The organism is Martinezella dioscoreae (assembly GCF_009176305.1).
GTDB classification, from domain to species: Bacteria; Pseudomonadota; Alphaproteobacteria; order Rhizobiales; family Rhizobiaceae; genus Rhizobium; species Rhizobium dioscoreae.
The window spans coordinates 712,256-737,356 of the sequence record NZ_BLAJ01000003.1 but is presented as its reverse complement, the minus strand read 5'-3'; the positions used below and the strand labels follow the sequence as shown (position 1 = coordinate 737,356).

At 60.2% G+C, this 25,101-nt stretch carries 26 protein-coding genes; 19 read left to right on the top strand and 7 right to left on the bottom strand.

What is annotated here, in order from left to right:
- Positions 1–15 precede the first annotated feature (15 nt).
- The 4 genes from fliG to motA form a co-directional block, all read right to left on the bottom strand.
- Positions 16–1,059 (bottom strand): flagellar motor switch protein FliG, encoded by a 1,044-nt coding sequence (fliG, locus tag GDN47_RS15435; RefSeq protein WP_069611302.1) that lies wholly within the window; start codon positions 1,057–1,059, stop codon positions 16–18.
- A gap of 50 nt (positions 1,060–1,109) precedes the next feature.
- Entirely contained in the window at positions 1,110–1,640 is a 531-nt protein-coding gene (fliN, locus tag GDN47_RS15430) for a flagellar motor switch protein FliN (RefSeq protein WP_113332076.1), read from the bottom strand.
- 63 nt (positions 1,641–1,703) lie between these two features.
- The gene (locus GDN47_RS15425) at positions 1,704–2,651 is read right to left on the bottom strand and encodes a FliM/FliN family flagellar motor switch protein (protein WP_371865515.1); all 948 of its coding nucleotides are present in this window, start codon (positions 2,649–2,651) and stop codon (positions 1,704–1,706) included.
- 2 nt (positions 2,652–2,653) lie between these two features.
- Positions 2,654–3,526, bottom strand: a complete 873-nt coding sequence (gene motA, locus GDN47_RS15420) for a flagellar motor stator protein MotA (RefSeq protein ID WP_069611305.1) — start codon at positions 3,524–3,526, stop codon at positions 2,654–2,656.
- Positions 3,527–3,749: 223 nt separating this feature from the next.
- Here motA and flgF point away from each other — a divergent pair, with 223 nt between their 5' ends.
- From flgF to fliP, 13 genes are all read left to right on the top strand, one after another.
- On the top strand, positions 3,750–4,484 hold the full coding sequence (flgF, locus tag GDN47_RS15415; RefSeq protein WP_069611306.1) for a flagellar basal-body rod protein FlgF: 735 nt from the start codon (positions 3,750–3,752) through the stop codon (positions 4,482–4,484).
- Between the two features lie 12 nt (positions 4,485–4,496).
- Positions 4,497–5,882: a flagellar protein export ATPase FliI gene (fliI, locus tag GDN47_RS15410; RefSeq protein ID WP_113332079.1), complete on the top strand. Its 1,386-nt coding sequence runs from the start codon at positions 4,497–4,499 to the stop codon at positions 5,880–5,882.
- 85 nt (positions 5,883–5,967) lie between these two features.
- Positions 5,968–6,513, top strand: a complete 546-nt coding sequence (locus GDN47_RS15405; RefSeq protein ID WP_145322454.1) for a flagellar protein — start codon at positions 5,968–5,970, stop codon at positions 6,511–6,513.
- A 119-nt stretch (positions 6,514–6,632) separates the two neighbouring features.
- On the top strand, positions 6,633–7,025 hold the full coding sequence (gene flgB / locus GDN47_RS15400; RefSeq protein WP_069611309.1) for a flagellar basal body rod protein FlgB: 393 nt from the start codon (positions 6,633–6,635) through the stop codon (positions 7,023–7,025).
- 16 nt (positions 7,026–7,041) lie between these two features.
- Complete coding sequence (flgC, locus tag GDN47_RS15395) at positions 7,042–7,458, top strand: flagellar basal body rod protein FlgC (RefSeq protein WP_069611310.1); 417 nt, start codon at positions 7,042–7,044, stop codon at positions 7,456–7,458.
- Entirely contained in the window at positions 7,455–7,805 is a 351-nt protein-coding gene (gene fliE, locus GDN47_RS15390) for a flagellar hook-basal body complex protein FliE (protein WP_113332081.1), read from the top strand. The genes flgC and fliE overlap by 4 nt, the downstream gene beginning before the upstream one ends.
- A 97-nt stretch (positions 7,806–7,902) precedes the next feature.
- Complete coding sequence (gene flgG, locus GDN47_RS15385; protein WP_092709105.1) at positions 7,903–8,691, top strand: flagellar basal-body rod protein FlgG; 789 nt, start codon at positions 7,903–7,905, stop codon at positions 8,689–8,691.
- 34 nt (positions 8,692–8,725) lie between these two features.
- On the top strand, positions 8,726–9,211 hold the full coding sequence (flgA, locus tag GDN47_RS15380) for a flagellar basal body P-ring formation chaperone FlgA (protein ID WP_371865506.1): 486 nt from the start codon (positions 8,726–8,728) through the stop codon (positions 9,209–9,211).
- Entirely contained in the window at positions 9,208–10,326 is a 1,119-nt protein-coding gene (locus GDN47_RS15375) for a flagellar basal body P-ring protein FlgI (protein ID WP_069611314.1), read from the top strand. The genes flgA and GDN47_RS15375 overlap by 4 nt, the downstream gene beginning before the upstream one ends.
- A complete protein-coding gene (locus GDN47_RS15370; protein WP_113332082.1) occupies positions 10,323–10,853 on the top strand; it encodes a MotE family protein in 531 nt (176 codons plus the stop codon). Before GDN47_RS15375 ends, GDN47_RS15370 begins: the two co-directional genes overlap by 4 nt.
- A complete protein-coding gene (gene flgH / locus GDN47_RS15365) occupies positions 10,850–11,563 on the top strand; it encodes a flagellar basal body L-ring protein FlgH (RefSeq protein WP_092709116.1) in 714 nt (237 codons plus the stop codon). Before GDN47_RS15370 ends, flgH begins: the two co-directional genes overlap by 4 nt.
- 24 nt (positions 11,564–11,587) lie before the next feature.
- On the top strand, positions 11,588–12,082 hold the full coding sequence (locus GDN47_RS15360) for a flagellar basal body-associated FliL family protein (RefSeq protein ID WP_113332083.1): 495 nt from the start codon (positions 11,588–11,590) through the stop codon (positions 12,080–12,082).
- Positions 12,079–12,837, top strand: coding sequence for a flagellar type III secretion system pore protein FliP (fliP, locus tag GDN47_RS15355; protein WP_162748776.1), 759 nt, complete (start codon positions 12,079–12,081; stop codon positions 12,835–12,837). The genes GDN47_RS15360 and fliP overlap by 4 nt, the downstream gene beginning before the upstream one ends.
- A 53-nt stretch (positions 12,838–12,890) precedes the next feature.
- Here the strand turns inward: fliP and GDN47_RS15350 are convergent, their stop codons facing one another.
- Positions 12,891–14,834, bottom strand: a complete 1,944-nt coding sequence (locus tag GDN47_RS15350) for an O-linked N-acetylglucosamine transferase, SPINDLY family protein (protein ID WP_152093713.1) — start codon at positions 14,832–14,834, stop codon at positions 12,891–12,893.
- A 332-nt stretch (positions 14,835–15,166) separates the two neighbouring features.
- Between GDN47_RS15350 and GDN47_RS15345 the strand changes: the two genes are divergently transcribed.
- The gene (locus GDN47_RS15345; protein ID WP_152093712.1) at positions 15,167–16,081 is read left to right on the top strand and encodes a flagellin N-terminal helical domain-containing protein; all 915 of its coding nucleotides are present in this window, start codon (positions 15,167–15,169) and stop codon (positions 16,079–16,081) included.
- A gap of 255 nt (positions 16,082–16,336) precedes the next feature.
- Positions 16,337–17,251, top strand: a complete 915-nt coding sequence (locus tag GDN47_RS15340) for a flagellin N-terminal helical domain-containing protein (RefSeq protein WP_145633327.1) — start codon at positions 16,337–16,339, stop codon at positions 17,249–17,251.
- Positions 17,252–17,457: 206 nt separating this feature from the next.
- Here the strand turns inward: GDN47_RS15340 and GDN47_RS15335 are convergent, their stop codons facing one another.
- Together GDN47_RS15335 and GDN47_RS15330 are read right to left on the bottom strand one after the other, a co-directional pair.
- Entirely contained in the window at positions 17,458–18,708 is a 1,251-nt protein-coding gene (locus GDN47_RS15335; protein ID WP_152093711.1) for an ATP-grasp domain-containing protein, read from the bottom strand.
- Positions 18,702–20,189 carry a pyridoxal phosphate-dependent decarboxylase family protein gene (locus GDN47_RS15330; RefSeq protein WP_113330055.1) on the bottom strand — a complete coding sequence of 496 codons (1,488 nt, stop codon included), beginning with the start codon at positions 20,187–20,189 and terminating at the stop codon, positions 18,702–18,704. Before GDN47_RS15330 ends, GDN47_RS15335 begins: the two co-directional genes overlap by 7 nt.
- A 451-nt stretch (positions 20,190–20,640) precedes the next feature.
- Between GDN47_RS15330 and GDN47_RS15325 the strand changes: the two genes are divergently transcribed.
- The 4 genes from GDN47_RS15325 to GDN47_RS15310 all read left to right on the top strand — a co-directional run bounded on the left by GDN47_RS15325 (position 20,641) and on the right by GDN47_RS15310 (position 25,100).
- On the top strand, positions 20,641–21,561 hold the full coding sequence (locus GDN47_RS15325) for a flagellin N-terminal helical domain-containing protein (RefSeq protein WP_113330056.1): 921 nt from the start codon (positions 20,641–20,643) through the stop codon (positions 21,559–21,561).
- Positions 21,562–21,816: 255 nt separating this feature from the next.
- Entirely contained in the window at positions 21,817–22,797 is a 981-nt protein-coding gene (locus GDN47_RS15320) for a flagellin N-terminal helical domain-containing protein (protein WP_113355689.1), read from the top strand.
- Between the two features lie 243 nt (positions 22,798–23,040).
- A complete protein-coding gene (locus GDN47_RS15315; RefSeq protein WP_152093710.1) occupies positions 23,041–23,673 on the top strand; it encodes a hypothetical protein in 633 nt (210 codons plus the stop codon).
- Positions 23,670–25,100 carry a MotB family protein gene (locus tag GDN47_RS15310; protein ID WP_152093709.1) on the top strand — a complete coding sequence of 477 codons (1,431 nt, stop codon included), beginning with the start codon at positions 23,670–23,672 and terminating at the stop codon, positions 25,098–25,100. Before GDN47_RS15315 ends, GDN47_RS15310 begins: the two co-directional genes overlap by 4 nt.
- Position 25,101: the final 1 nt, after the last annotated feature.

Sequence of the window (25,101 nt, the reverse complement as noted above, 5' to 3'; positions counted from 1 at the left end):
TGAGTCGCGCCGCGTTTACGCCGCTTCTTCCACAGGCGTATTTTCCTTGGTCTTGAGCTCGATCTGGCCGGAGTTGGCCAGACGAATGGCTTCCTGGGCGATGGCACGCCGGGCAATCGCGATTTCGCGCGGGTTTATGCCGGCATTGCCCATCTGCAGGTCGGATTCGATCATGCGGCGCTGACGCGGGCTGATCGAGGACAGCACGATCTCGCGGATCTCGTTGCCGGATCCCCGCAGCGCCATCGTCAGGATGTCGGCGGCGATGTCGTTGAGCAGCAGGACGCGGCTCGGCTGCGGCATACGGGTGAGATCGTCGAAGAGGAAGATCTTCGGGCGAACCTTCTCGACCGATTCCTTGTTGATCGATTCCAGCGAACTCAGCAGCGTATCGACCACCGGCTTGTCGAGTTCGTTCATCAGATCGGCAACCTTCGTGGAACCGGACGCGTTGCGTTCGGCGTCGATCTCAGCCATCAGCCCGAGAACGCGGTTTTCGATTATCTGGGCAGCCTTGGGGCTGACGTCCTTGATATTGACGGTGCGGTTCATGATGTCGGCGCGCTGGGCTTCGGGGAGCTGCAGCAGGATCTTCGCGCCGAAGGCCGAAGGCATCATGGAAAGCACATAGGCGATCGTCTGAGGATGCTCGCGCAGGAAGAACTTGGCGACGAAGACCGGATCGGCCTCGCCCAGGCGATCCCAGATGGATGTCTCGTAGGCCTGGAACGCCGTGCGACGGCCAAGCAGGCTGTCGACCTCGTCCGGTGTCAGGCCCTCTTCGAGAATGCTCTCGATGGCCTTGGCGTTGTCCATGAGGCCGGCGCCCTCGGTGAAGAGGTCTTCGAATTCCGCGACGAGCTGTGCCAGCTCGTCCGGCGGAATAACCCGCAGTGATTGCGCTGAGGCGATGATCATCTGCAGCTCGGCCTGCGTGAAGTATTTCAGCAGCCGTCCCGCCACTTGCTTGCCCATGGCGAGAAGGACGGCGGCTGCCTTTTCAGTCTGAGATAACGGTTTCTCGGCGATCGCGCCGCTGAAATCGTCAAAGTCCATCATGGTCTTCGTCTCCGTCCCGCCAGGGGGAGTGGGCTCATCCTGAGCCGGGTTCAGCTTTTCTTCGCGTTATAAATTTCAGTGAGCTTGATGCCGAATCTGGTGTCGTCATGTTCCAGAACGGTAATCTCGCCCCGGCCGATCTTGCGGCCGTTCACGGTAATTTCGACCGGTTCGCCGATCTTCTTGTCCAGTGCGATGATTGCGCCCTCGGCCAGGTTCATCAGGCCGGACACCGGCATGCGGCTGCTGCCGAGCACGATCTGGACGTCGATCGGGATATCCATGATCAGGTCCATATTCGCAGTGAGCGCGCTGCCGGGGGCAGCCGGTGCCGCAGACACGCCGCCGAACTCGCCGTCATCGAAGGCTGGAGCGGAGTTGTCGTCCCCGAAATCGCCGAAGGTGGAGAGATCCGTGCCTGTTTGCGCGCCGAATGCGTCGGCCTCGAAATCGGGCAGACCGCCTTCATTGTCTTTCTTCAGGACGCCGCGCAGACCATCGATGGCCTCATCCAAGGCGGCGTCGCTGTTTGAAATCTCCAGCGATTCCTCGCTGCTTTGCTGTGTCGTCTTCGTAGCCATGAAATCACTATTCCAGTTGAAACTTGCCTCAAGCTGCCGTGTGCGGGGCCACGCGCCAGCCGATCAATTCATCAAGTGTCTGAGAAGCTCGTCGTCGGAATTGACGTTGTCCTTGACGCGCACCGTATAATTTTCGCCAGAGCGGCCGAATTCGCAGATGTAAAGGTCTTTGCTGTTGGCGCTGACTTCGACGCGGACATCGCCCGTGTCCATGAAAGGAATGATATCGCCGACCGCAAGCTTGGAAATGGTGTCGAGCGTCAGCGATTCGAGCCGAATTCGCGCCTCAAGCGTCACCTGGGAGCGGCGGACCTGCTCGTTGAGCTGCTCCGACCATGCCTGGGAAGCGGCGGTCGGGTTCTTGGCGCGAGGCGTGCTGACGACGGTGCGCAGCAGATCCCGTTGCGGTATGATGATGACGATATGGGAAATCGATTTGCCGAGCGAGATCGTCATCGTGATCGCAGCGGCAAAGTCGTTACCGTTGTCACCGATGGCAACCGGGCGATCCTCGATATTGTAGGGCGGATCGAGGTAGGGCTCGAAACCGCCGGCAGCATTCACCGCCGAGCGAAGCACTTTGGCGATCTTTTCGAACACCATGACGGAAAGATCGAGTTCGATCACCGAAAGCGGGCGCGCGACCGGCGCTTCCATATCTTCGGCGCGCGCGCCAAGCATATGCTCCATCAGCGTCATGATGAAGCCGGCGCCGCAGCCGAGAATGAAGTTCGGGGCCCAGTTGCGCAGCGAACCGTTGACCAGTGCGTGGTTGCCGCCCAGCTTGGCGATCAGCTCGTTCATCGAGCCGGACTGGCAGCCGTCATAGGCGACGTTGATATCCAGGCCTGTCTCGGTCTTGATGATGTCGGGCAGGAATTCGGCATAGACCTGGGCGAAGGCGGTGCCGAGTTTCGCAAGCGTCGCCTGATCGCCGAGATTGCCTGTGAGCTTGGCAAAAAGGGTGCGGTCCATCGTCTGTGCCCTATGCGCGGATTGCTGGCTCATGATCGTCAGGCTGCCTTGCTTTCACCGCCGGGGTTCATCATTTCCTGCTCGACGGCGTCGATCGAGGGGCGCTCATAGGAGGAGATGGTCTTGCGGCCGTATTCGAGTGCGACCTGCGGCACCGATCCGTTCATGTAGGCAAGCAGCGTCTGCTTCACGATGACGTAGAGGCGATGCTGCTTGTTGCGCACGACCTTGATCTGGGAAACCAGCGGTGCGCAAACGGAATAGGACAGGATGATGCCGAGGAAGGTGCCGACCAGCGCCGAGCCGATGAGGTGGCCGAGCACTTCCGGTGATTCGTTGATGTGGCTCATCGCCTTGATGACGCCGAGAACGGCGGCGACGATACCGATCGCCGGGAAGGAATCGCCCATGATCGTGATCGAATGATAGGGCTTCATCTTGTCGTGCTGCATCGTGTCGAGCTCTTCGTCCATCAGCGCCTCGATCTCGTGCGAGCGGGCGTTGCCGATGATGATGAGGCGGACATAATCGCAGATGAAGGCGGTCAGATCCTTGTTCTTCAGAACCGTCGGAGCGGCCTTGAAGATCGTCGATTCGTCGGGATTGTCGATATGGGCTTCGATCTCGTTGCGCGACTTGGTGCGCAGATCGCGCATCAGGGCATAGAGCACGCCGAGCGTGTCGAGGTAGTCGCGCTCCTTGGGAACCGCATGACGGAAGGCCTCTCCGAGCGCCTTGCCCGAATCCTTCACCACCTTCATCGGATTGGCCATGATGAAGCCGCCGAGACCGGCGCCTGCGATAATGACAAATTCGAAGGGCTGGAACAGCGCGCCTACGTCTCCGCCCATAGCCATGAAGCTGCCTATGATGCAGCCGCAGGTCACTACAAATCCGATAATAATATTCATCGTCGGTCCACACCTGAACGTTGCTTCATACGATGAACTAGGGGACCTGCCTTGCGTGAGGCTGTTCGATGGGTCTCCGAACATCCTTTTTGCCTTGTCAGCTTCGCACAAGCCAAGCCCTGCAGGATGACGGGTAAGGGCATCCATGCCCCGCTAACGAAATGTAGGAGCGCCGGCGGCGTTTCCTTTCCCGTTATTCTCCAATGTCCGGAGGGCGTTGAAAATGCAGTCTGGTATTTATGTCGCGCTGTCGTCCCAGATGGCGCTCGAGCGGCGTCTGACGACGATCGCCGACAATTTGGCCAACGTGAATACGACGGGCTTCCGCGGTACCGAGGTCAAGTTCGATCAGGTCCTCAGCAATACGCAAAACAAGCTCAACGCCAAGGTCGCCTTCGTCTCGCAAGGCAACGACTATCTCTCCACTGACAATGGCGAACTTCAGAACACCGGCAATCTCTTTGATTTCGCTGTCAAGGGTGATGCCTATTTCGGCATGAACACGCCGGCCGGCCTGGTGCTGACACGCGACGGCCGCTTCACCATGACTGAAAGCGGCGCGCTGGTTTCGACGCGCGGCTTCCCGGTCCTCGATCCTGGCGGTGCGCCGATCCAGCTCGACCCCGCCGGTGGTCCGCCGAGTGTCGCGTCGAACGGGACCATCATGCAGAACGGCCGCAGCATGGGCCAGATCGGTCTCTATAGTGCCGATGTCAGCAAGGGCTTCCTGCGCTATGAAAACAGCGGCATCCTGCCGACCGATACCCCACAGGCTGTCATCGACCGCTCAAACATCGGCATCGCCCAGGGCTATCTCGAAAATTCCAACGTCAACGGCATGCGGGAAATGACCAATCTGATCGAGGTCAGCCGCGCCTTCGACAATATCAGCACGCTCACCAGCAGCAGTGAAGGCACGCTCACCGATGCCATCAAGACCCTCGGCGGCAGCCAGTAAAGAGGGCTTGTCATGGTCGAGGATCGGTTGCCGGAGGGCGCAATATCGCCGAAGCTTTCGCATATGGCCCTTCTGACGGGCCAATATGCGATGGCGGAGAATGCCGTGGCCCATGGTGGTCATGTGCGCACCATCGCTGCCGGACACTATACGGTTGCCGGCCTTTCCAGGCAGGTGCGTCTCGGCGATTTCGTTGCGCATCGGTCGCAGACGGGCATCCACCTCGGCGAGGTCGTCCGCGTCGAACCGGATCTCACCTATGTCTGTCCGATCGAACCCGGCGAGCCGATCGGCATCCAGGATACCATCATCCGCAAGGGCGCCTTCCGTATCGCACCCGATGACAGCTGGTGCGGCCGCACGATCAACTCGCTCGGCGAGCCGATCGATGGGCTGGGGCCGCTGACAGCGGGTCTGGAAGCACGCCCAATCTCAAATACGGCTCCGCCGTCGATGACGCGCAAGCGCGTCGAAACCGGTTTCAAGACCGGCGTGCGTGCCATCGATATCTTCTCGCCGCTCTGCCTGGGACAACGCCTCGGCATCTTTGCCGGCTCCGGCGTCGGCAAGTCGACGCTGCTGTCGATGCTGGCGAGGGCCGAAGCCTTCGACAAGGTGGTGATTGCGCTCGTCGGCGAACGCGGCCGCGAAGTGCGTGAGTTCATCGAGGATACGCTCGGTTCCCACATGCAGAAGTCGGTCGCCGTCGTTGCGACCAGCGACGAGAGCCCGATGCTGCGCAAGATGGCGCCGCTTTCGGCCATCACAATCGCCGAACATTTCCGCGACAAGGGCGACAACGTTCTCCTGATCGTCGACAGCGTCACCCGTTTCGCCCATGCCATCCGCGAAGTGGCGACTGCCTCCGGCGAGCCGCCGATCGCACGCGGATATCCAGCGTCCGTCTTCACCGAATTGCCGCGCCTTCTCGAGCGGGCAGGCCCCGGACCGGAAGGCACCGGCACCATCACCGCGATCATCTCCATTCTCGTCGATGGCGACAACCACAACGATCCGATCGCCGATTCCACCCGTGGCATTCTCGACGGTCACATCGTCCTGCAGCGCAGCCTTGCCGAAGAGGGGCGCTATCCGCCGATCGATCCATTGGCATCCGTATCGCGTCTTGCCCGCAAGGCCTGGACTTCCGACCAGGAAAAGCTTGTGTCGCGCCTGAAGGCGCTGGTGCACCGCTACGAGGAAACGCGCGATCTGCGCCTGATCGGCGGCTATCGCCAGGGCAGCGACGCCGATCTCGACATCGCCGTGCGTCAGGTGCCGATCATCTACGACATACTGAAGCAGACCCCGGGCGAAGAGCCGTCGGCGGATGCCTTCACCGATCTTGCGACGGCTCTCAGAAACGCTTCGAGCGGTGTCCCCGCCAGAGCCAAGTGATGGTCGGGCACAGCACTACCTCGATTTCTCCTTGTCCGCAGTCTGCCGGATATCGCCGAATGTCATGCCTAAAAAGGGACCAGAAGTGAAAGAATCCGACGCTGACGAACCGGTCGCCCCGCCGAAATCGGCGAGAAGGCGAACCGTTACGGACAAGGCTCTGGCCTTTACTGGACTGGCGCTTGCCGGTGCCTCTGCCTTCTTCCCCTGGTACGTCTTTCTGAACCCGGACAAGTTCGGCATTCAGGTGGCCGAAGGCGATCGCACCCGCGATCTTCCGAACTGGCCTGGCCGCACCATCGTCAGCGTGTCGCCGCTCGCCATGGTGAACAAGAATCCCTCCGAGCCGAAAGATTTGATTCCCGATCCGCTGACGACGGCGACGGTCAGCAATGCCGGCCGTGAGGAGGACAAGGGGCCGCCGGCCGATCAGCAGCCGTTCCCCGGCAAGTCCGCCTTCCAGCTGCTGCATGTCGCCAATGGCCGCGCGCTGATCGAGGACGACACCGGCATGTATGTCGTGCGCGTCGGATCGCTTTTGCCCGACAACAGCCGGTTGGCCTCGATCGAACAGCGAGAGGGAAAATGGGTCATCGTCACCTCGACGGGCGATGTCTACGGCAACAATTGAGGAAAAGCCGGAATCGCCTGGATTTCAGGCACTTCGAAGACTTTACAGGAACGCATTTCTCGCAAGTCCCACGCAAGATTATCCCGCTAGATTCACAGTGTAAGAACGGAGAGAAGCCCATGCAACCCATTCAGCTCTTTGACCTGGCCTCGCGGCAAGCCGAGTGGCTCCAGGTACGTCAGCAGGTTGTTGCCGGCAATATCGCCAATGCCAATACGCCGAAGTTTCACGCCAAGGATGTCACGCCGTTCCAGGCCGTTCTGGACAACCAGAACGTTGGTATGGTCCGGACCAATCCCGCGCATCTTTCGGGCAGCGAATTCAGCACGAGCGGCAACGTCAACGTGGAGGAAGCGCCGCTCAATCAGGAAATTGGTGTCCAGGAGTCGGGTAACACCGTCGGCCTGGAAGACGAGCTCGCCAAGGCCGGTGAAATCAAGCGCCAGTACAGCTTGAACACCGCTCTCGTCGGCTCCTTTCATCGCATGATGTTGATGACCGTAAAACAATAGATGAAGTGAAGATGTCATGGACCCTTTATCAGCCGCATTGAAGATTGCGGGCTCCGGCCTGGAGGCTCAATCGACTCGTCTGCGCATTGTCTCCGAAAATATCGCCAACGCCCGTTCGACGGGCGATACGCCGGGTGCCGATCCCTATCGGCGCAAGACCGTGACCTTCGGCGCCGAGATGGATCGCGCCAACGGCGTCACCACGGTCGGCGTCAAGAAGCTCGGCGAGGACACGGGCAAATTCGTCGAAGAATACGATCCCAGTAATCCGGCCGCCGACCAGAAGGGCTACGTCAAGATGCCCAACGTCAACATTCTCGTCGAGATGGCCGATATGCGGGAGGCCAACCGTTCCTACGAGGCCAATCTGCAGACGGTCAGACAGGCCCGTGATCTCATTTCCTCCACTATTGATTTGCTGAAGAACCAATGATCGACTCGGTTAAGAATGTAGCCTCTCTTTCGGCGACCCGCGGCCTCGGCAGCATCGCCACGGATCTGACCTCCGCCGCTTCCAGCGCCCTGAATGCCTCGCCGGCCGTCGCTGCGGGCGCGGATGCCGGAATGAGCTTCGCGTCGGTCATGTCGAATGTCGCGAAGGATTCCATCAACTCGCTGAAGGACGCCGAAAACGCCTCCTTCGCCGGCATCAAGGGCACGATGAGTACCCGCGAAGTCGTCGACAAGGTCATGCAGGCCGATCAGACCCTGCAGACCGCGATCGCACTGCGCGACAAGGTGGTCTCGGCGTTCCTCGATATTACGAAGATGCAGATCTAGCGCGGGGTTTCCCGCTCTAATTAATTGATTTGGCGTGAGTTGTTCGCAGGCCGCTTCGCGGTTTCGAAGGTTCCGCCCTGGCTCGAAGGACGAAAGCATGAGAGCGCTCGCAATTGCCGCGACGGGCATGGACGCCCAGCAGACCAATCTCGAAGTGATCGCGAACAACATCGCGAACATCAATACGACGGGTTACAAGCGCTCGCGCGCCGAGTTTTCCGACCTTCTCTACCAAACCGAGCGCGCCAAGGGCATCGCCAACAGGCCGAACCAGGCAGTCGTGCCGGAAGGCGCTAACATCGGCCTTGGCGTTCAGACCGTAGCCGTGCGCAACATCCAGGTGCAGGGCGAGCTGTCGCAGACCCAGAACGAGCTCGACGTAGCCCTCGTCGGTCGCGGCTGGTTCCAGATCCAGATGCCCGACGGCACGACCGCATATACCCGCGCCGGCTCCTTCAACAAGAGCGACACCGGCCAGATCGTCACCCCCGATGGCAACGTATTGGAGCCTGGCATCACGATCCCGAACAATGCCAGCAGCCTCACCATCAGCCAATCCGGCCAGGTGTCGGCGATCATCGGCACGGCGACCACGCCGACTGTACTCGGCCAGCTGCAGATCGCCAATTTCGTCAATGAAGCCGGCCTGCAGCCGATGGGCAGTAACCTCTTTACGCAGACGCCTGCCTCCGGCGATCCCGTCGTCTCCGATCCGAACCAGAACGGCTTTGCCTATCTGAAGCAAAACTATCTGGAATCGTCGAATGTCGATCCGGTCAAGGAAATCACCGATCTGATCACTGCGCAACGCGCCTACGAGATGAATTCGAAGGTCATTACGACGGCCGACGAAATGGCGCAGATCGTCAGCAAGAACCTGAAGTAGCAAGAGGGACGGGCCGAACATGAGGTTTCGCCGGATGAAAAGCTTGGCAATGGCATGGTTCGCCGCAGCGAGCCTCTCCGTCGTATTCGCGTCGGCTGCGCCGGCCGGCGCAATGAGTGCCGACGGCTCCAGCCTCGGAACTGCCGTGGTGCCGACCGAGACGATCTATCCGGGCGATATCATCAGCAGCGGCCAGCTCGAGGAGGTCGAGGTCACCAATCCAAACCTGAGCGGCGACTATGCCAAGCGGCTCCGCGAGGTCACCGGTCTGGTGTCGAAGCGCACGCTTCTTCCCGGCCGCACGATTTCCATCTCCGCGCTGCGCCAGCCCTATGCGGTAACGCGCGGCTCCAATGTCCGTCTGGTGATGAGCATGGGTACCATGACGATCACGGCGGCCGGCACGCCGCTGGATGATGGCGCCGTCGGCGATAACGTCCGCGCCCGCAACATGGACTCCGGCATCATCGTCAACGGCACGGTCCTGCAAAACGGTACGATCCGCGTGGTCGCGAAATGAAACGGCTTCGTCAACTACTCGCAATCCTGTTCGCATTGCCGAGCCTGATCGCGGCCGATCCGGCTCTCGCGATGCAATCGCGCATCAAGGATATTGCCTCGCTGCAATCCGGCCGCGACAATCAGCTGATCGGCTACGGCCTGATCGTCGGTCTCCAGGGGACCGGCGACGGTCTGCGTTCCTCGCCATTCACCGAACAGTCTATGCGCGCGATGCTGCAGAACCTCGGCATCTCGACGCAGGGTGGCCAGTCTGCCGCCAAGAACACCGCCGCCGTCATGGTGACGGCGAACCTGCCGCCCTTTGCAAGCCCGGGCAGTCGCATCGACGTGACGGTCAGCTCGCTCGGCGATGCGACGTCGCTGCGCGGCGGCACGCTGATCATGACTTCTCTGAGCGGCGCCGACGGGCAGATCTATGCCGTGGCGCAGGGCTCGGTCATCGTATCCGGTTTCCAGGCGCAGGGCGCCGCCGCCACGGTGACCGAAGGTGTCACGACGGCTGGCCGCGTGCCCGGCGGCGCCATCATCGAGCGCGAACTGCCGTCGCGCTTCAAGGATTCCGTTAACCTGGTCCTGCAACTGCGCAATCCGGACTTCTCCACCTCGATTCGCATCGCCGATACGGTCAATACCTGGGCGACCTCGCGTTTCGGTGCGCCGATCGCAGAAGCCAAGGATTCACAGGAGGTGACGATCGCCAAGCCGAAGATGGCGGATCTGACGCGGCTGATGGCCGACATCGAAAATCTCAACGTTCAGACCGATACGCCGGCCAAGGTCGTCATCAACGAGCGCACCGGAACGATCGTCATTGGTGCCGATGTCCGCGTCTCGCCGGTCGCCGTCAGCTACGGAACGCTGACCGTGCAGGTGAGCGAGAACCCGCAGGTGATCCAGCCGGAACCCTTCTCGGACGGCCAGACGGCGATCCAGGATCAGACCGATATCACTGCCACCAAGAGCGGCGGCCGCGTGGCCGTGCTGGAAGGGCCTGATCTGAAGACGCTGGTCTCCGGCCTCAACAATATCGGCGTCAAGCCGGACGGCATCATCGCCATCCTGCAAGGCATCAAGTCGGCCGGCGCCCTGCAAGCGGAGCTCGTATTGCAATGATCTCGACCGCCATTGCCAGAAAAATGCTGATCACCGCCAGCCTCGCCGCGCTGTTGTCGCTGACGACGGCCGCGGCGCAAGAGGCGCCGAAGCCGGTCGCCGATCCAGCTTCGAGCCAGGACGAGATCCGCCAGTTCTGCACCAATATCGCCGATCCGGCTCGAGACCAGCGCTATCTGCTGCAAAAGCAGGAATTGGAAAAGCTGCAGGCGGATGTCGATCAGCGCATTGCCACCATGGACAAGCGCAAGGCCGAATATGAGGATTGGCTGAAAAAGCGCGACGACTTCCTCAAGACGGCCGATCTCGGCCTGGTCGATATCTACAAGAACATGAAGCCGGATGCCGCAGCGGCAAGCCTCAACGATGTCAGGACCGTAACTGCCGCAGCCATCATCATGAAGCTTTCTGCGCGCCAGTCGAGCCTGATCCTGGCGGAAATGGATGCGAAGAAGGCGGCCATGATCACCAATATCATCGCCAGCGCATCCGACCCGAATACATCGAAGTCGAAGGACCCCTCATGAACACGCGTCTTACGGCCGCCTGCGCAATCGTCGTCTTCCTCGCCGGTTGCCAGTCGCAGGCCCTCAAGGAAATCGGCAGGGCGCCTGCCATGAGTCCGATCGGCAGCGGCCTGCAATATGCGCAGACGCCGCAGATGTCGCAGTATCCGAAGCGGCCCCATCAAGTCGCGCAGGGCTATTCGCTCTGGAATGATTCGCAGGCCGCCCTGTTCAAGGATGCGCGTGCACTCAATGTCGGCGACATCCTGACTGTTACGATCCAGATCAATGACAAGGCGAATTGGGATAACGAGACCAATCGCAATCGCACGAACAAGAGCGATATGAACTGGAACATCACCGCCAAGATCTTTGGCTGGCAGCCAAGCACCAATGCTGACGCGACTTCAGGCTCTGACACCAGCACCGACAGCAAAGGCAAGATGCAGCGTTCCGAGCAGATCAACCTTCTGGTCGCAGCTGTCGTAACGGGCATTCTCGAAAACGGCAACCTGATGATCAGCGGTTCGCAGGAAGTGCGCATGAACCAGGAAATCCGCATTCTCAACGTCGCCGGCATCGTCCGGCCGCAAGACGTCACCTCCGAGAATACCATTTCCTACGACAAGATCGCCGAGGCGCGCATCTCCTATGGCGGCCGTGGCCGCCTGACGGAAATACAGCAGCCGCCGAGGGGGCAGCAGGCCGTCGACCTGCTCTCGCCGCTCTGATTTGACAGTGAACGGATAGGGAATATGGCAGCAGCCGCAGACGAACCGGCAAAGGGCAAGGGATCGCCGATGATCATGATGATTGTCGGGCTACTGGTGCTGACCGTGCTCGGCGGCGGCGGCGGCTGGGTCCTGGGAACCATGGTGGCGCCGCGGATCAAGGAGGCCACTGCGGCCGTGCAGGCGATTGCAAAGGCCGGCGGCGACAGCAAGCAGGCTGCGGCAGCCGCCCAGGCAAACGGCATCGTTGCGCTCGATCCGATCACCACCAATCTCGCTTATCCCTCGCAGAGCTGGATCAGGCTGGAGCTTGCGCTGGTTTTCAAGGGGCCGCCGGACGCACAGCTCGCCCAGGCGATCCATCAGGATATCCTGGCTTATATCCGCACGGTTTCCTTGCAGCAGATCGAAGGTGCACGGGGCCTGCAATATCTTAGGGATGACATTCAGGAGCGTGTTGACCTGCGCTCGGAAGGACGAGTATCGAAAGTTATCTTCAGAACTTTCGTGATCGAATGAGTCGACCAGCACTTGCTCTATTTATATTCGTGATTGCTGTCTTGTCGCCTGAGCTGGCGGCGGCGCAGCAATTGTCGCAGCAGCTTCCGACCGATCTTCTGAACGCGCCGGTCAACGGCTCGGTTGCCGCCTGGATCATCCGTACCTTCGGGCTTCTGACGATCCTGTCGATCGCGCCGGGTATCCTGATCATGGTGACGAGCTTTCCGCGCTTCATCATCGCCTTTTCGATCCTGCGCACCGGCATGGGCCTTGCGACGACGCCGTCGAACATGATCCTGCTGAGCCTCGCCCTTTTCATGACCTTCTACGTCATGTCGCCGACCTTCGATCAGGCCTGGAAGGATGGCGTGCAGCCGCTGCTGGCCAATCAGATTTCGGAAGCGGACGCAGTGCAGCGCATCGCCGAGCCCTTCCGCACCTTCATGTCCAACAATACGCGCGACAAGGACCTGAAGCTTTTCGTCGACCTCGCACAGGAACGCGGCCAGACGACGGTGGTCGACAACAAGATCGATTATCGCGTGCTGATCCCGGCCTTCATGATCTCGGAAATTCGCCGAGGCTTCGAAATCGGTTTCCTTGTGGTCCTGCCGTTTCTGGTCATCGACCTGATCGTTTCGACCATCGTCATGGCGATGGGCATGATGATGCTGCCGCCAACCTCGATCTCTCTGCCGTTCAAGATTCTCTTTTTTGTGCTGATCGACGGCTGGAACCTTCTGGTCGGCAGCCTGGTCCGCTCTTTCCACTGATATTATGAGCGGAAGGCGATCACCGGAGCTCTTGCCCCGATGATCGCTGAAACTTATTCGGCCGCGATTGCCGCCGAATTCCGGTCGTCTTCCATGAACGGTTCCGCCCGCGGCGGCAGTGCCGGCACGTCCATGTGATCGGGTGCAAGCCCCTGCTTGGCCCGCGCTGCCATCATCTCAAAGGCCGTCTCCAGATGATGCGTGAAGCGTTCGGCATCGAAGAGCGGCTTGATGTAGCGATTGGCCGCTAGCGTTTCCTTGAACTTGGCAATCCGCTCCGGCTGGCCGGCGAGCTGCACGGCCATGTCTTCATAGGCCTGGACGTCGTCGGCCACCAATTCCGGCAGGCCGATGGCATTCAGCAGGCTTTCGCTGACGCGCGAAGCGAAATTGGTGCCCTTGATGGTGAGAACCGGCAGGCCGCCCCAGAGCTGTTCCGAGGTCGTCGTATGGCCGTTGACGGGGAAGGTATCGAGGCCGAGATCGGCAAGCTGCTGGCGGTCGATATGGTCCTCGTAGCGAATGCGGCTGGTAAAGACGACCCGCTTGCGGTTGACGCCGCGGGCTTCCAGGCGCGACCAGATATTGGCCTCCGCGCGAGGGCCGTTGCACAGCAGCCAGAGCACGCTGTTCTTGCTGCGCTTGAGAATATTGCACCATACGTCGACCATCTGCGGTGTGATCTTGCGGTTGCCGTTGAAGGAAGCGTAAACGAAAGCGTCCTCGGGCAGCCCGTGCTCCGCACGCGTTGTCGGCCGCGGCTTCGGGCGGTTGAGCGGATCATTCGGCTGGTAGCATTCGGGCAGGCGACAATATTTTTCGTAGAAATGCGCCTTCGACTGATCCGGCAGGACGTAATGGTCGCCGATGATGTAGTCGAGGTCGATGTTGACGGTTGTGCCGGGAAAGCCCAGCCAGGCGACATGGATCGGAGCGGGCATGTAGTTGAGGATAAAAGCGCGACTTCCCTTTGTATGCCCCTTGAGATCGACGAGAATGTCGATTCCACGGGCGCGGATCGCTTCTGCTGCAGCCTGGTTGGAAAGGCCGCGAATGTCGACCGTGGTCCCCATTGCCGAATAGTCGAAAGCCTCCTCTTTCTGGTGAGCCGTCTCCGAGTGGTCGAAAAGGGTGATTTCGAACCGATCCTTGTCGTGCAACTCGAGGACGCGCTGCATTAGCTTCATCGTCGCGTGTCCCGGCCAGAAATCGGAGGAGAGATAGCCGATGCGGATCTTGCCGCCCCATGTATGCGGCAGCTTGCGGCGGGCTTCCGCATGGCCCGCCGGCAATGGATCGGTGTCGTGGACCGCGAGCTTGTTAAGCGCCTCGTCGCCGCACCAATGGAGATGGAAGAAGGGATTGTCCGGAATGACATGCTCGAGCTTGCCCTGTGCAAGCGATGCCAGGACCGGGGCCATATGTTTTTCGACGGCGGCCAGATCGGACACCTCGCGCGCGAAGATCAGGTAGAGCGCGCGGAAAATGACATGGTCGGGATGCTTCTTGAACAGGGTTGTGACGATGTGCCGGTTGCTTTCGTCATAGAGATCGTCGGTCAGCAGCCTTGCGGCCATCTGGCGATGCTTGAGTTCCGGTCCTTCGACGAGCACCGTCTTGAAGCCCGTCAGCAAATCCTTTTGCTGACGGGCGAGAAAGATGCGGCTGAGGACGAAGGCAAGGTCCGGATCCTTGAATGCCAGGGGCAGGATCAGACTTCCGATCGCGAGAGCCTGATCGTCGTTGCCGCAGTCGCCGTGCAGCAGCAGAGCTTCCCGAAGATAGTCGTCGCGCTGTGGCTTTTGCCGGCCGGCTAGCTCGTAGGCGCTTGCCGCATCCGATCGGAAGCCGAGTTTCAGCAGCGTCTTTGCCAGCAGCGCATAGGTCTTGGGCGATCTGTCGATGTTCAGCAGCTCGTTCAGCGTTTCGAGTGCGCGTGTATATTGGCCCTTCTGGTAGAAGCCGGACGCTGTCACAAAGGCATTTTTTGTATTCACGAGCGAGAACTCCGAGCGATATGTTGACTGGCTCCCGCCGAAGGGCGAGGGCCGGCATCATGGATTCGCTTCATGATCCCTCACGGAGCTTGCCTGAAACCGAAGCACCGGTCGAAATTGCCTTTACGGATTCTTAGCCACGTTCCAGAGAGGCGGTGTCCACTGGTCCCGGATTTAAGAAATTGGCAAGCAATGGATGCGAACTTTCTCGCGACATGACGGGTTTGGTCCTCTAGGAAAATGGATCGAGGGGCATGAAGCTGCTCCGTCATCGCCGGTATTTCCAGTCCGGTATGTCCTCCTTTTGTATCCAGTTTCCAGGGGACACTCCTATGACCAGCATTATCACCAACAATTCCGCAATGGCCGCCCTCCAGACGCTGCAGAACATCAGCAGCAACCTGCAGGACACGCAGAACGCCGTTTCTTCCGGCTTGCGCATCTCCAAGGCTTCCGACAACGCTGCTTACTGGTCGATCGCCACGAGCATGAAGTCCGACAACAGCGCCATCGGCGCCGTTTCCGACGCTCTCGGCCTCGGCGCTGCCAAGGTTGACACCGCATCGACGGCCGTCACCAGCGCGATCGACATCGTCGGCCAGATCAAGGACAAGCTTGCAACCGCCATGGAAGGCTCGGTCGACAAGAAGTCCGTTCAGGAAGAAATCGGCCAGCTGCAGCAGCAGCTTCAGAGCGTTGCCCAGTCGGCTTCGTTCAACGGCGAAAACTGGGTCATGGCTGCAAACAACGGCTCGGCTTCGGTTGTTTCCTCGTTCATCCGCGGCACCAACGGCACCGTTTCGGTCAGCACGACCTCCTACGCCTTCAACACCGGCGCAACCGGCAACGTTCTGTTCGGCGCCAATGCAGCCGGCACGATCGACACGGCTTCGGGCATCCTCGGCACGAAGGACAGCACCGTCGGCGCTTCGGTCTTCAGCCTCGACATCAGCAGCATGACTTCCGGCCAGATCTCCAGCGCGCTCAACATGGTTCAGACTGCTCTGAACTCCATGACCAGCCTGGGTTCGAAGCTCGGCTCCATCTCCAGCCGTATCGACCTGCAGACGAGCTTCGCTTCGTCGCTCTCCGACTCGATCCAGTCGGGCGTTGGCAAGCTGGTTGACGCCGACATGGAACAGGAATCCAGCAAGCTGTCTGCTCTGCAGACGCAGCAGCAGCTGGCTATCCAGTCCCTGTCGATCGCCAACTCCTCGACCCAGTCGATCCTGTCGCTCTTCCGTTAATAGGAAGCGCCAACGCGGCGCGTTGGTCGAAAATCCTAAACAACAAGTTAACCGCGCCTATCTAAGGCGCGGTTTTTTTTATATTTTTTGGCCAAACGCGGTTCAGCTTTTCTTAACTATATTGCTGTTTCTTAGGACCATCGAAGCGGCGAGTTAACCTTAACGAATTTGGTTAATAGGCATGATGCTGAATGCCGTTACCGGTTTTAGGTCCGGAATGTCCCTTATTCAACCACTGCCAAAGGGGCAAATATCATGACGAGCATTCTTACCAACAACGCCGCAATGGCTGCTCTCCAGACGCTGCGTACCATCGGCTCGAACCTGCAGGACACGCAGAACGCCGTTTCTTCTGGCCTGCGCATCTCCAAGGCTTCCGACAACGCTGCCTACTGGTCGATCGCCACCAGCATGAAGTCCGACAACAGCGCCATCGGCGCCGTTTCCGACGCTCTCGGCCTCGGCGCTGCCAAGGTTGACACCGCATCGACGGCCGTCACCAGCGCGATCGACGTCGTCGGCCAGATCAAGGACAAGCTTGCAACCGCGATGGAACCGTCGGTCGACAAGAAGTCTGTTCAGGAAGAAATCACGCAGCTGCAGCAGCAGCTTCAGAGCGTTGCCCAGTCCGCTTCGTTCAACGGCGAAAACTGGGTCATGGCCGCAAACAACGACTCGGCTTCGGTTGTTTCCTCGTTCATCCGCGGCACCAACGGCACCGTTTCGGTCAGCTCGACCTCCTACGCCTTCAACACCGGCGCAACCGGCAACGTTCTGTTCGGCGCCAATGCAGCCGGCACGATCGACACGGCTTCGGGCATCCTCGGCACGAAGGACAGCACCGTCGGCGCTTCGGTCTTCAGCCTCGACATCACCAACATGACGGGCGGCCAGATCTCCAGCGCGCTCAACATGGTTCAGACCGCTCTGAACTCGCTCACCAGCCTGGGTTCGAAGCTCGGCTCCATCTCCAGCCGTATCGACCTGCAGACGAGCTTCGCTTCCTCGCTCTCCGACTCGATCCAGTCGGGCGTTGGCAAGCTGGTTGACGCCGACATGGAAGAAGAATCGAGCAAGCTGTCTGCTCTGCAGACGCAGCAGCAGCTGGCTGTTCAGTCCCTGTCGATCGCCAACTCCTCGACCCAGCAGATCCTGTCGCTCTTCCGTTAATAGGAAGCGCCAGCACACGTTGGCCAAACAGGATACGACCTTGCCGCGCCTTCTCCGGAAGGCGCGGTTTTCGTTTTGCGCGACGTCGCAATCCGGCTGCGAGCCTGGAGCGGTTCAGTTTTTCACAGAATCTCTGAGCCGCTCTATCTCTTTGTTGTCTCGCAATTCCGGACGGAAAACCGCTGCGCACTTTTCCTGGAATTGCTCTAAAGCGCACTATTCGCCCTTCGCCTGATGGCATCGACGAAGCCATCGAACAGCTTGCGCATGGCAACCTGCTTGTAGGGATAGACGACAGGGTCATCCATATTGTGGACCACCATTGCCACATCGAGCTCGAATACCAACAGACGACCGTCAGGAAGCTCCGCGCAGTCGATGCCGAAATAGTCGAGTTTGATATGACGGCAGAGTGCTGCAAAACTCTCTTCGTGGCGGACGGCGAAATCGCAGTCGAAATCTTCCATCCATGCCTGTTCGACAGCTCGTTTTGCGGCACTCTGACCCATCCCGGCACTCAGATAGTGCACGATCCAGTGGTCCGAGAGCGCCATGTGGCTGGCGAAGGCCTTGCCGTCGATGAATACGACGCGCTGCTTGTTGTAATAGCCGTCGGCCCCGCGGAAATCGATGAAGGGTGCCACGTAAAGCTCGGATGCCGGCTGTGCTGCGAGAAAGGCTGCCAGTTCAGCCGGATCGGAGACGCGCTCCATTCCATTACCGGCATGTGTGCTGAGCGGGCGCACGACCAGCGGGAAGGCCAGGCCTGGGGCGCAGTCTTTCAGCTGCTTGGTGCCAGCGCCGACGGCTGCGAGATCGTCGCGCGATACGCGATGGGTGGTAGGGGAGAGGATCGACGGTTCGTTTGCCAGCATTCCGCTCACTCCGTCGCGCGTAAGCCTCGCGATCAGTTCCGGGTTGCGGTTCATCACGAGACCGTCGAACTTCGCAAGAAGCCCCCGCATATGGGCGAGCAGGGGCGCGTTTTCAGTTGACTCTCCGATTGCCATGAAGGCGACGTCATGCTCCGGCAGACCGATGAGTGCAGAGGTTTGCAGGTCGACATAGCGCAGCCATAGTACGCAATCGCTGCCCGCCAGCAGAAAATCCAGCGGCGTGTTGGCCATGAAATCGCCTTCGGTGACGAAGGCCAAGAGGCGCGGTCCGGTTCCGTTGCCGTGGACGACGCGGAAGTCCCGCCGCAGCTGCACGGCGTTCTTCAGGATCTGGCGTGCCTCTTCGGTGCGGCCGAGCGTTTGCAGGATGATCGCCAGGTCCATGAGTGCGGCCGCATCGGCCGAATCGGCCGTCACACGCTGCATGAGCTCGTTCCATAGCGGCGTTACGTCGCGGCCGGCATAGACGAGCGAGACGATTCTCTGCATGCCGAGAATTCGGGAGGCGTCCGGCATATTGGTCGAAGCCGGTTCGATGCCTGGGGCTTTGGTCATCAGCATTGGGGGAAATCCTGTCGGGGGCCGATTGTCAAAACGCTATGAACGAGCTCGTCGATATCCGCCCGTCGCGTGCGATGGTTCACGATCGCGGCGCGGATTGCCGGTTGTCCGTTCAGATGGGTCAGGGATGGAGCGACGCGGCCTTCGGCGTGCAGCCGCTCGACGATCTGGGAGTTGACGGATGCAGGTACAGTTCCATCCTCGCCGACATAGGCGAAGCAGACGATATTGAGCGCGACCGGTGCGAGCAATGTCAGCCGAGGTTCCTGTTCGATGCTCTCGGCCAACCTGCGGGCCAGCCGGCAGTTGGCGCTTATGGCGTCTCCGAGAGCTTTGACGCCGTAGGTTTTCAGCGTGAACCAGGTCTTCAGCGCCCTGAAGCCGCGCGACAGATCCGGACCGTAGTCGCAGGGCCACCAGTCTCCGCCTGCAAGCCCGGTGGCTGCCCGACTGAGATAGGCGGCGTCCGAGGCAAAGGTCTGCCGCTGCCATTCACTGTCGCGCACGAGCAGGAAGCCGGCATCGTATGGCACCTGGCCCCATTTGTGGAAATCGAAAGCGAGCGAATCGCAACTGTCGATCCCTGCGAACAGATGCGCAAGGTCGGGGCTCAACACGCCGAGGGCGCCCAGCGCGCCGTCGACGTGAAAATGAAGATCGTAACTGTCGGCGATATGCCGCAAACCGGCGAGGTCATCGACGGCACCGGTATTGACCGTTCCCGCACTGCCGATGACGAGGAACGGCACAAGACCTTCCCGTTTGTCGCGAAGGATCGCCTCTTCCAGCGCGCCGATATCGATCTGGCCAAGGTTATTGACGGCAATGCGCCGGAGCTGAGCGCTGCCGATACCGGACATTTCGAACGCGCGGGGAACACAGCCATGAACCTCGTTCGATGCATAGGCGACGAGCCGGGATTCGTCGGATAGACCGGTTGCGCGCACATCGCGGCCGAGCTTCCGGCATCTGGCGATCTGCACCGCGACGAAATTGGCCTGCGATGCGCCGGTGAGGAAAATACCGCCTGCCGTCTCCGGAAAGGAGAAGATCTCGCGCGTCCAGCGGATGATCTGGCGCTCGACTTCGATCGGCATATGGTCGCGTCCGCCGAGATTGGCATTCAACCCGCCGGCGAGCATTTCGGCCAGCATGCCGGTAACCGTGCCGCCGCCCTGGACCCAGCCCATGAAACCCGGGTGAATATTGCCGCTGCCATAGGGGAGGATATTTTCCCGAAAAATGGTGTGGACTTCGGCCAGATCGCTGGCTTCGACCGGCAGCGGCGCATCGAACAGGGCACGGGCGGAGGAGGGAGCGTGTTGCCAGACCGGCTTTGTTCCGAGTGTCTGGAGATGATCGAACATGTCGTCGAGCATCTGGTGACCCTGCCTGCGCAGAGCCTGCCAGTCGTCGGGGTCGAGGCTTGTTCGCTCTTGGCGATCAACCGCCGCCCATCCGGCGTCCTGCAAACTGAACATCTCAACCTCACATATGGCCGCTGGTGCCGGCATCATCGCCGGGACGCTGGAGAAGACGGCCGTCTTCGTCCGACATTGGACTGATAGCGGCTATCTACGATGCCGAAGGTGGCGCGAGGCTGACTTGCGGTACTTGCTGCGCGTCAAACGATGATATCCGGCTGGAAAGCGGCATGTCGACACGCGCTGCGCGGATAGGCCTCCCTCGGATTCAATGAAAGGTGGCGCAGGCGATGCCACGTTGCCTGACGGCCATTTAACGGAAAGGATGATTCCGTTAACTTTTGTGGTCGGCATTAATCTTTTATTAACCCTATTCCTGTCAGTTGCAGCTAGCGCAACGGTTGGTTAACCTCCCCTAAGAGGCGGTTAACAGGCATGAGGCTGATTGCCGTTCCCGGCCGCAGACCGGAATGTCCCTTCCAAATTCAGCCATAAGGGGCACTTTTCGATGACCAGCATTCTCACCAACGACGCGGCGATGTCCGCCCTCCAGACCCTGCGCTCCATCAACACGAACCTGCAGGATACGCAGAGCCGCGTTTCCTCGGGCTACAAGGTGGCCAAGGCAGCCGACAATGCCGCCTATTGGTCGATCGCGACCACCATGCGGTCCGACAATAGCGCGCTTTCAGCCGTTTCGGACGCATTGGGCCTGGGCGCGGCAAAGGTCGACACCGCCTATACGGCGATGGACAACGCCATCACGGTCGTTCAGCAGATCAAGGACAAGCTCGTCGCGGCAACGGAAAACAGCGTGTCGAAGGCCGACGTCCAGGAAGAGGTCACGCAGCTGCAACAACAGCTGGAGAGCATTGCGCAATCCGCATCCTTCTCCGGGCAGAACTGGATGTATGCGGTCAATGGCGCCTCGGCCTCCGTCGTCTCCTCCTTCGTGCGCAACAATGACGGTACGGTTTCCGTCAACAGCACCAGCTACGCCTTCGACACCAGCTCGCAGGGCAACGTCCTGTTCGGCGCGAACAGCAGCGGGACGATCGATACGAGCTCGGGCATCCTCGGCAGCAAGCAGACCATCAACGGCAACGACTATTCCGTCTTCAGCCTCGATATCACCAACATGACGAGCGGCGATATCGGTTTGGCGATGAACCTGGTGCAGGGCGCGCTCAACGCCATGAACAGCACGGCGTCGCAGCTCGGCTCTCTCTCGACCCGCATCGATCTGCAGACGAGCTTCGTCTCCACCCTGCGCGATACCATCGATTCCGGCGTCGGCAAGCTCGTCGACGCGGATATGGAAGAAGAATCGAGCAGGCTCTCGGCGCTGCAGACCCAGCAGCAGCTGGCCATCCAGTCGCTGCAGATTGCCAACACGAGCGCGCAGAATGTTCTTGCTCTCTTCAAGTGAGCCTTGACTGGAGCTTGCGTTGAAATGGCGCGGCGGCTTTTCCCTCTTGTCGCCGCGTATAAGCTTTTGTTAACGTTGCCGCTAATTGATTTGCAGTCTCTGCGCAGATCCGGCTCCGTTCTCCTTCCAAGCGATTGCCGGATCGCGCTTTAGCGACGGGCCGCGCTGGGATATCTCCCGCTGGTGGGCATGAGGCCAATCGTTGCTGCCGGATCGGTCCGGCTTGCCAGTCCCAATGGAACTACGGATTTTCAGATGAGCAATGTGACGACGAATCCCACCACGTCGGCGGCGCTGACAGTGTTGCGCGGTATCAACAAAGATCTCGATGTCGTGCAGCAGCAGGTCTCGTCCGGTTACCGCATCCAGACGGCGAGCGACGATCCCACCTATTGGTCTATGGCGACCACCATGCGCTCGGACCAGAGCAGCCTTTCCACGATTACGGACGCGCTGGGCCTCGGTGCGTCCAAGGTCGATACCGCATCCACCGCCATGGATACGGTCGTCAGCCTTCTGACCCAGATTCAGTCCAAGCTGGTCTCGGCAAAGGAACCAGGCACCGACAAGAACGCTATCAACTCCGACATCCAGCAGCTCAAGAACCAGCTGCAATCCGTCACCCAGTCGGCATCCTTTTCCGGCGAGAACTGGCTCTATAATACGGAGCAGCAACCCTCCACCCAGCAGTCGGTGATCAGCAACTTCACGCGTGGAACGGGCGGCCAGATCAGCTTCACGACGATCAGCTATAACAGTTCCCAGACCTTGATGGTCGATACTGTCAAACCCGAGCGGGGTTTGTTGACGAAGAATGTTGATGCAAGCACCTTCGATGCTTCGAGCAGCGGCAGCAGCACGCCTCGCAATTATTACCTCCTCTCCGCCACCGGCGGCACGACGCCGACGGGCGGAACCGAGATCGCCCTATCGAGCAGCACGACCGATGACGAACTGACCGATATGATCAATGTTACCAACTCGCTCCTGAAGTCGGCAACATCGGCGGATTCGACATTGGGCCTGATGAAGTCGAACATCGACGATCAGTCGGATTATATTTCCAAGCTCAGCGATGCCATCAAGAGCAGCGTCGGCGATCTCGTCGATACGAATATGGAAGAGGCCTCTGCGCGGCAGAGCGCCCTGCAGACGGCGCAGCAGATGGGTGTGCAGGCATTGTCGATCGCCAATAGCATGGCGAGCAAGGTGCTGATTATTCTCCAGTCGAAATGATTGCCGGGTGCCGCCGTCCGATCGGCAATACCGCATCGCATTCATCCTCGCACAAGTTTGGCTGCCTACGGTCCTTCGCAGTGGCTTGGCTGCACAATGTGCCGGTGACATTGGTCCCGGAAGGTGCTGCCTGAGGACGGAAACCGGAAGCGTGATGATCGACGTTTTGAGAATGGGAATGGATCGACCGGCTGTCGGCATCGACTTGCAGCGTCTCTGCGGCGCGAATGGGGAGATGCGCGCGTGAGCTTGACACTGTCCCGATATCTCAAGGATTTCAGCGCCGAACAGGCCCCGCCGCCCCATGTCGAGGATATGGCGTTTGCGGAACCGGTCGAGTTTGCCGAAAGCCCGCTCGAGCCGCCCGTTGATGTCGAGGCCGAGCGCCGTGTCGCCTATGCGGAAGGGCATGAGGCGGCGACGCAGGAACTGACGCAAAGGCATCAGGCCGAGATCGATGCCATGGCCCAGTCGTTTCGCGCCGAAATGGATGCGCTGCGGATACGCTACGAAGAGCAGGCGGCGGACAAGATCGCTGCGGATATGACGCGCATCGCCACGATGCTCGGGCAGGCGATCAGCACCGAAGCCGCCGCCATTCTTGCGCCGATCATGACCGAGACGCTGACTGCCAAGGCTGTCGCCGATCTTGCCGAACTGGTCAGGGCCGCGATCCTCGACGGCAGCGCCGGGCCGATCTCGGTCAGCGGACCGCGTCATCTTTTCGAGGTCCTTCACGATCATCTCGGCGATGACGGAGCGTTATTGCGCCATGTCGAGGCCGACGATGTCGATCTCACCGTTGCGATCGGCGAGAGCGTTCTCGTGACCCGTATGTCCGCCTGGGCCGCTAGCCTGAAAGAGATCCTGAAATGAGCGACGGCGATCAAAATCACGGCAAGCACGAGATCATCATCGTCAAGCGCCACGGCGGCGGCGATCACGAAGGCGGCCATGGCGGCGCGTGGAAAATCGCCTATGCCGACTTCATGACGGCCATGATGGCCTTCTTCCTGGTCATGTGGCTGGTGAACGCTGCCAATGAAGAGACGAAGGCCTCGGTCGCCTCCTATTTCAATCCCATCAAGCTTGCCGACGAGAAACCGACGGAAAAGGGCCTCAAGAAGCCCGTCGATCAGGCCCAGGGCGAAAAGAATCAGCAGAAGTCCGACAAGCCGCAGGAAAAGCCGAATGATGGCAAATCGGCTAAGACCGGCGAGGACCTGACCTCGACATCGGGCGATCAGACGAACTATTCCGAAGCGGATTTCTTCGAGAATCCCTATTCGGTCCTGGCCGAGATCGCACAGGAAGTCGGTCAGCAGGCCAATGTCAGCGCCAAGGGTGAGGGTGGGGCGGCTCAGTCAGGTCCAGCGACCGGTGCCGATGGCGGCCAGGCCTATCGCGATCCGTTCGATCCGGATTTCTGGACCAAGCAGGTTCAGGTTTCCAGTGCGTCGAAGAAGGCGAACGAGGAACAGTCGGCCAAGTCGGATCAATCGCCCAAGGGTGAGGTCATCGCTCTGTCGAGGGCGACAGCTGCGGATACGGGTCAGCCGGCCGATCAGCCGCAAACGCCTGAACAACAGCCGACGGTGAGCGAGCAGCAAGCGGCCGGCAAGGCGCCGGAAAAGCCGACGCAGGCTCAGCAGGTTGCCAAGGCCACTATGCAGAGCGATGCATCCGCGCCTGAGGACAATGCCGCTTTGGCGGAGAACAAGGATGTTCAGCCGACGAAGGCGCAGCAGCAGGAGGCCAAGGATCTGCAGCAGGCAATTCAGGCCGAAATCAAGGGCGTTGCCGGTCAGCTGGCCGAAGGGCTGCAGGTCAGCGCCGCGGAAGGCGGCGTGCTCGTAACGATCTCCGATCAGACAAACGATCCGATGTTCAATATCGGTTCGGCGGTTCCCCGGCGCGAGATGGTGCTGGCGATGGAAAAGATCGGAAAGATCCTGGCGGAACGCAATGGATCGATCCTGATCCGCGGCCATACCGACGGACGCCCTTATATGGTCGGCGGTCGCAATGACAACTGGCGCCTGTCGCTCGATCGTGCCCAGAGCGCCTATTACATGCTGACGAGCGGCGGGCTGGACGAGAAGCGGATCGTTCAAGTGTCCGGTTTTGCGGACAGGCGTCTGAAACTGCCCAACGATCCCTTTAACGATGCCAACCGCCGTATCGAGATCCTGATCGCCAACCCCTCGAATCAGGCAGCGACGGATCCCGCGGCTTCGGGAACGCAGGCTCCTGCGAAGCCCGCTTCGGGCAAGAGCAAGTCGAGCCAAGGCAAGCAGGGATAGT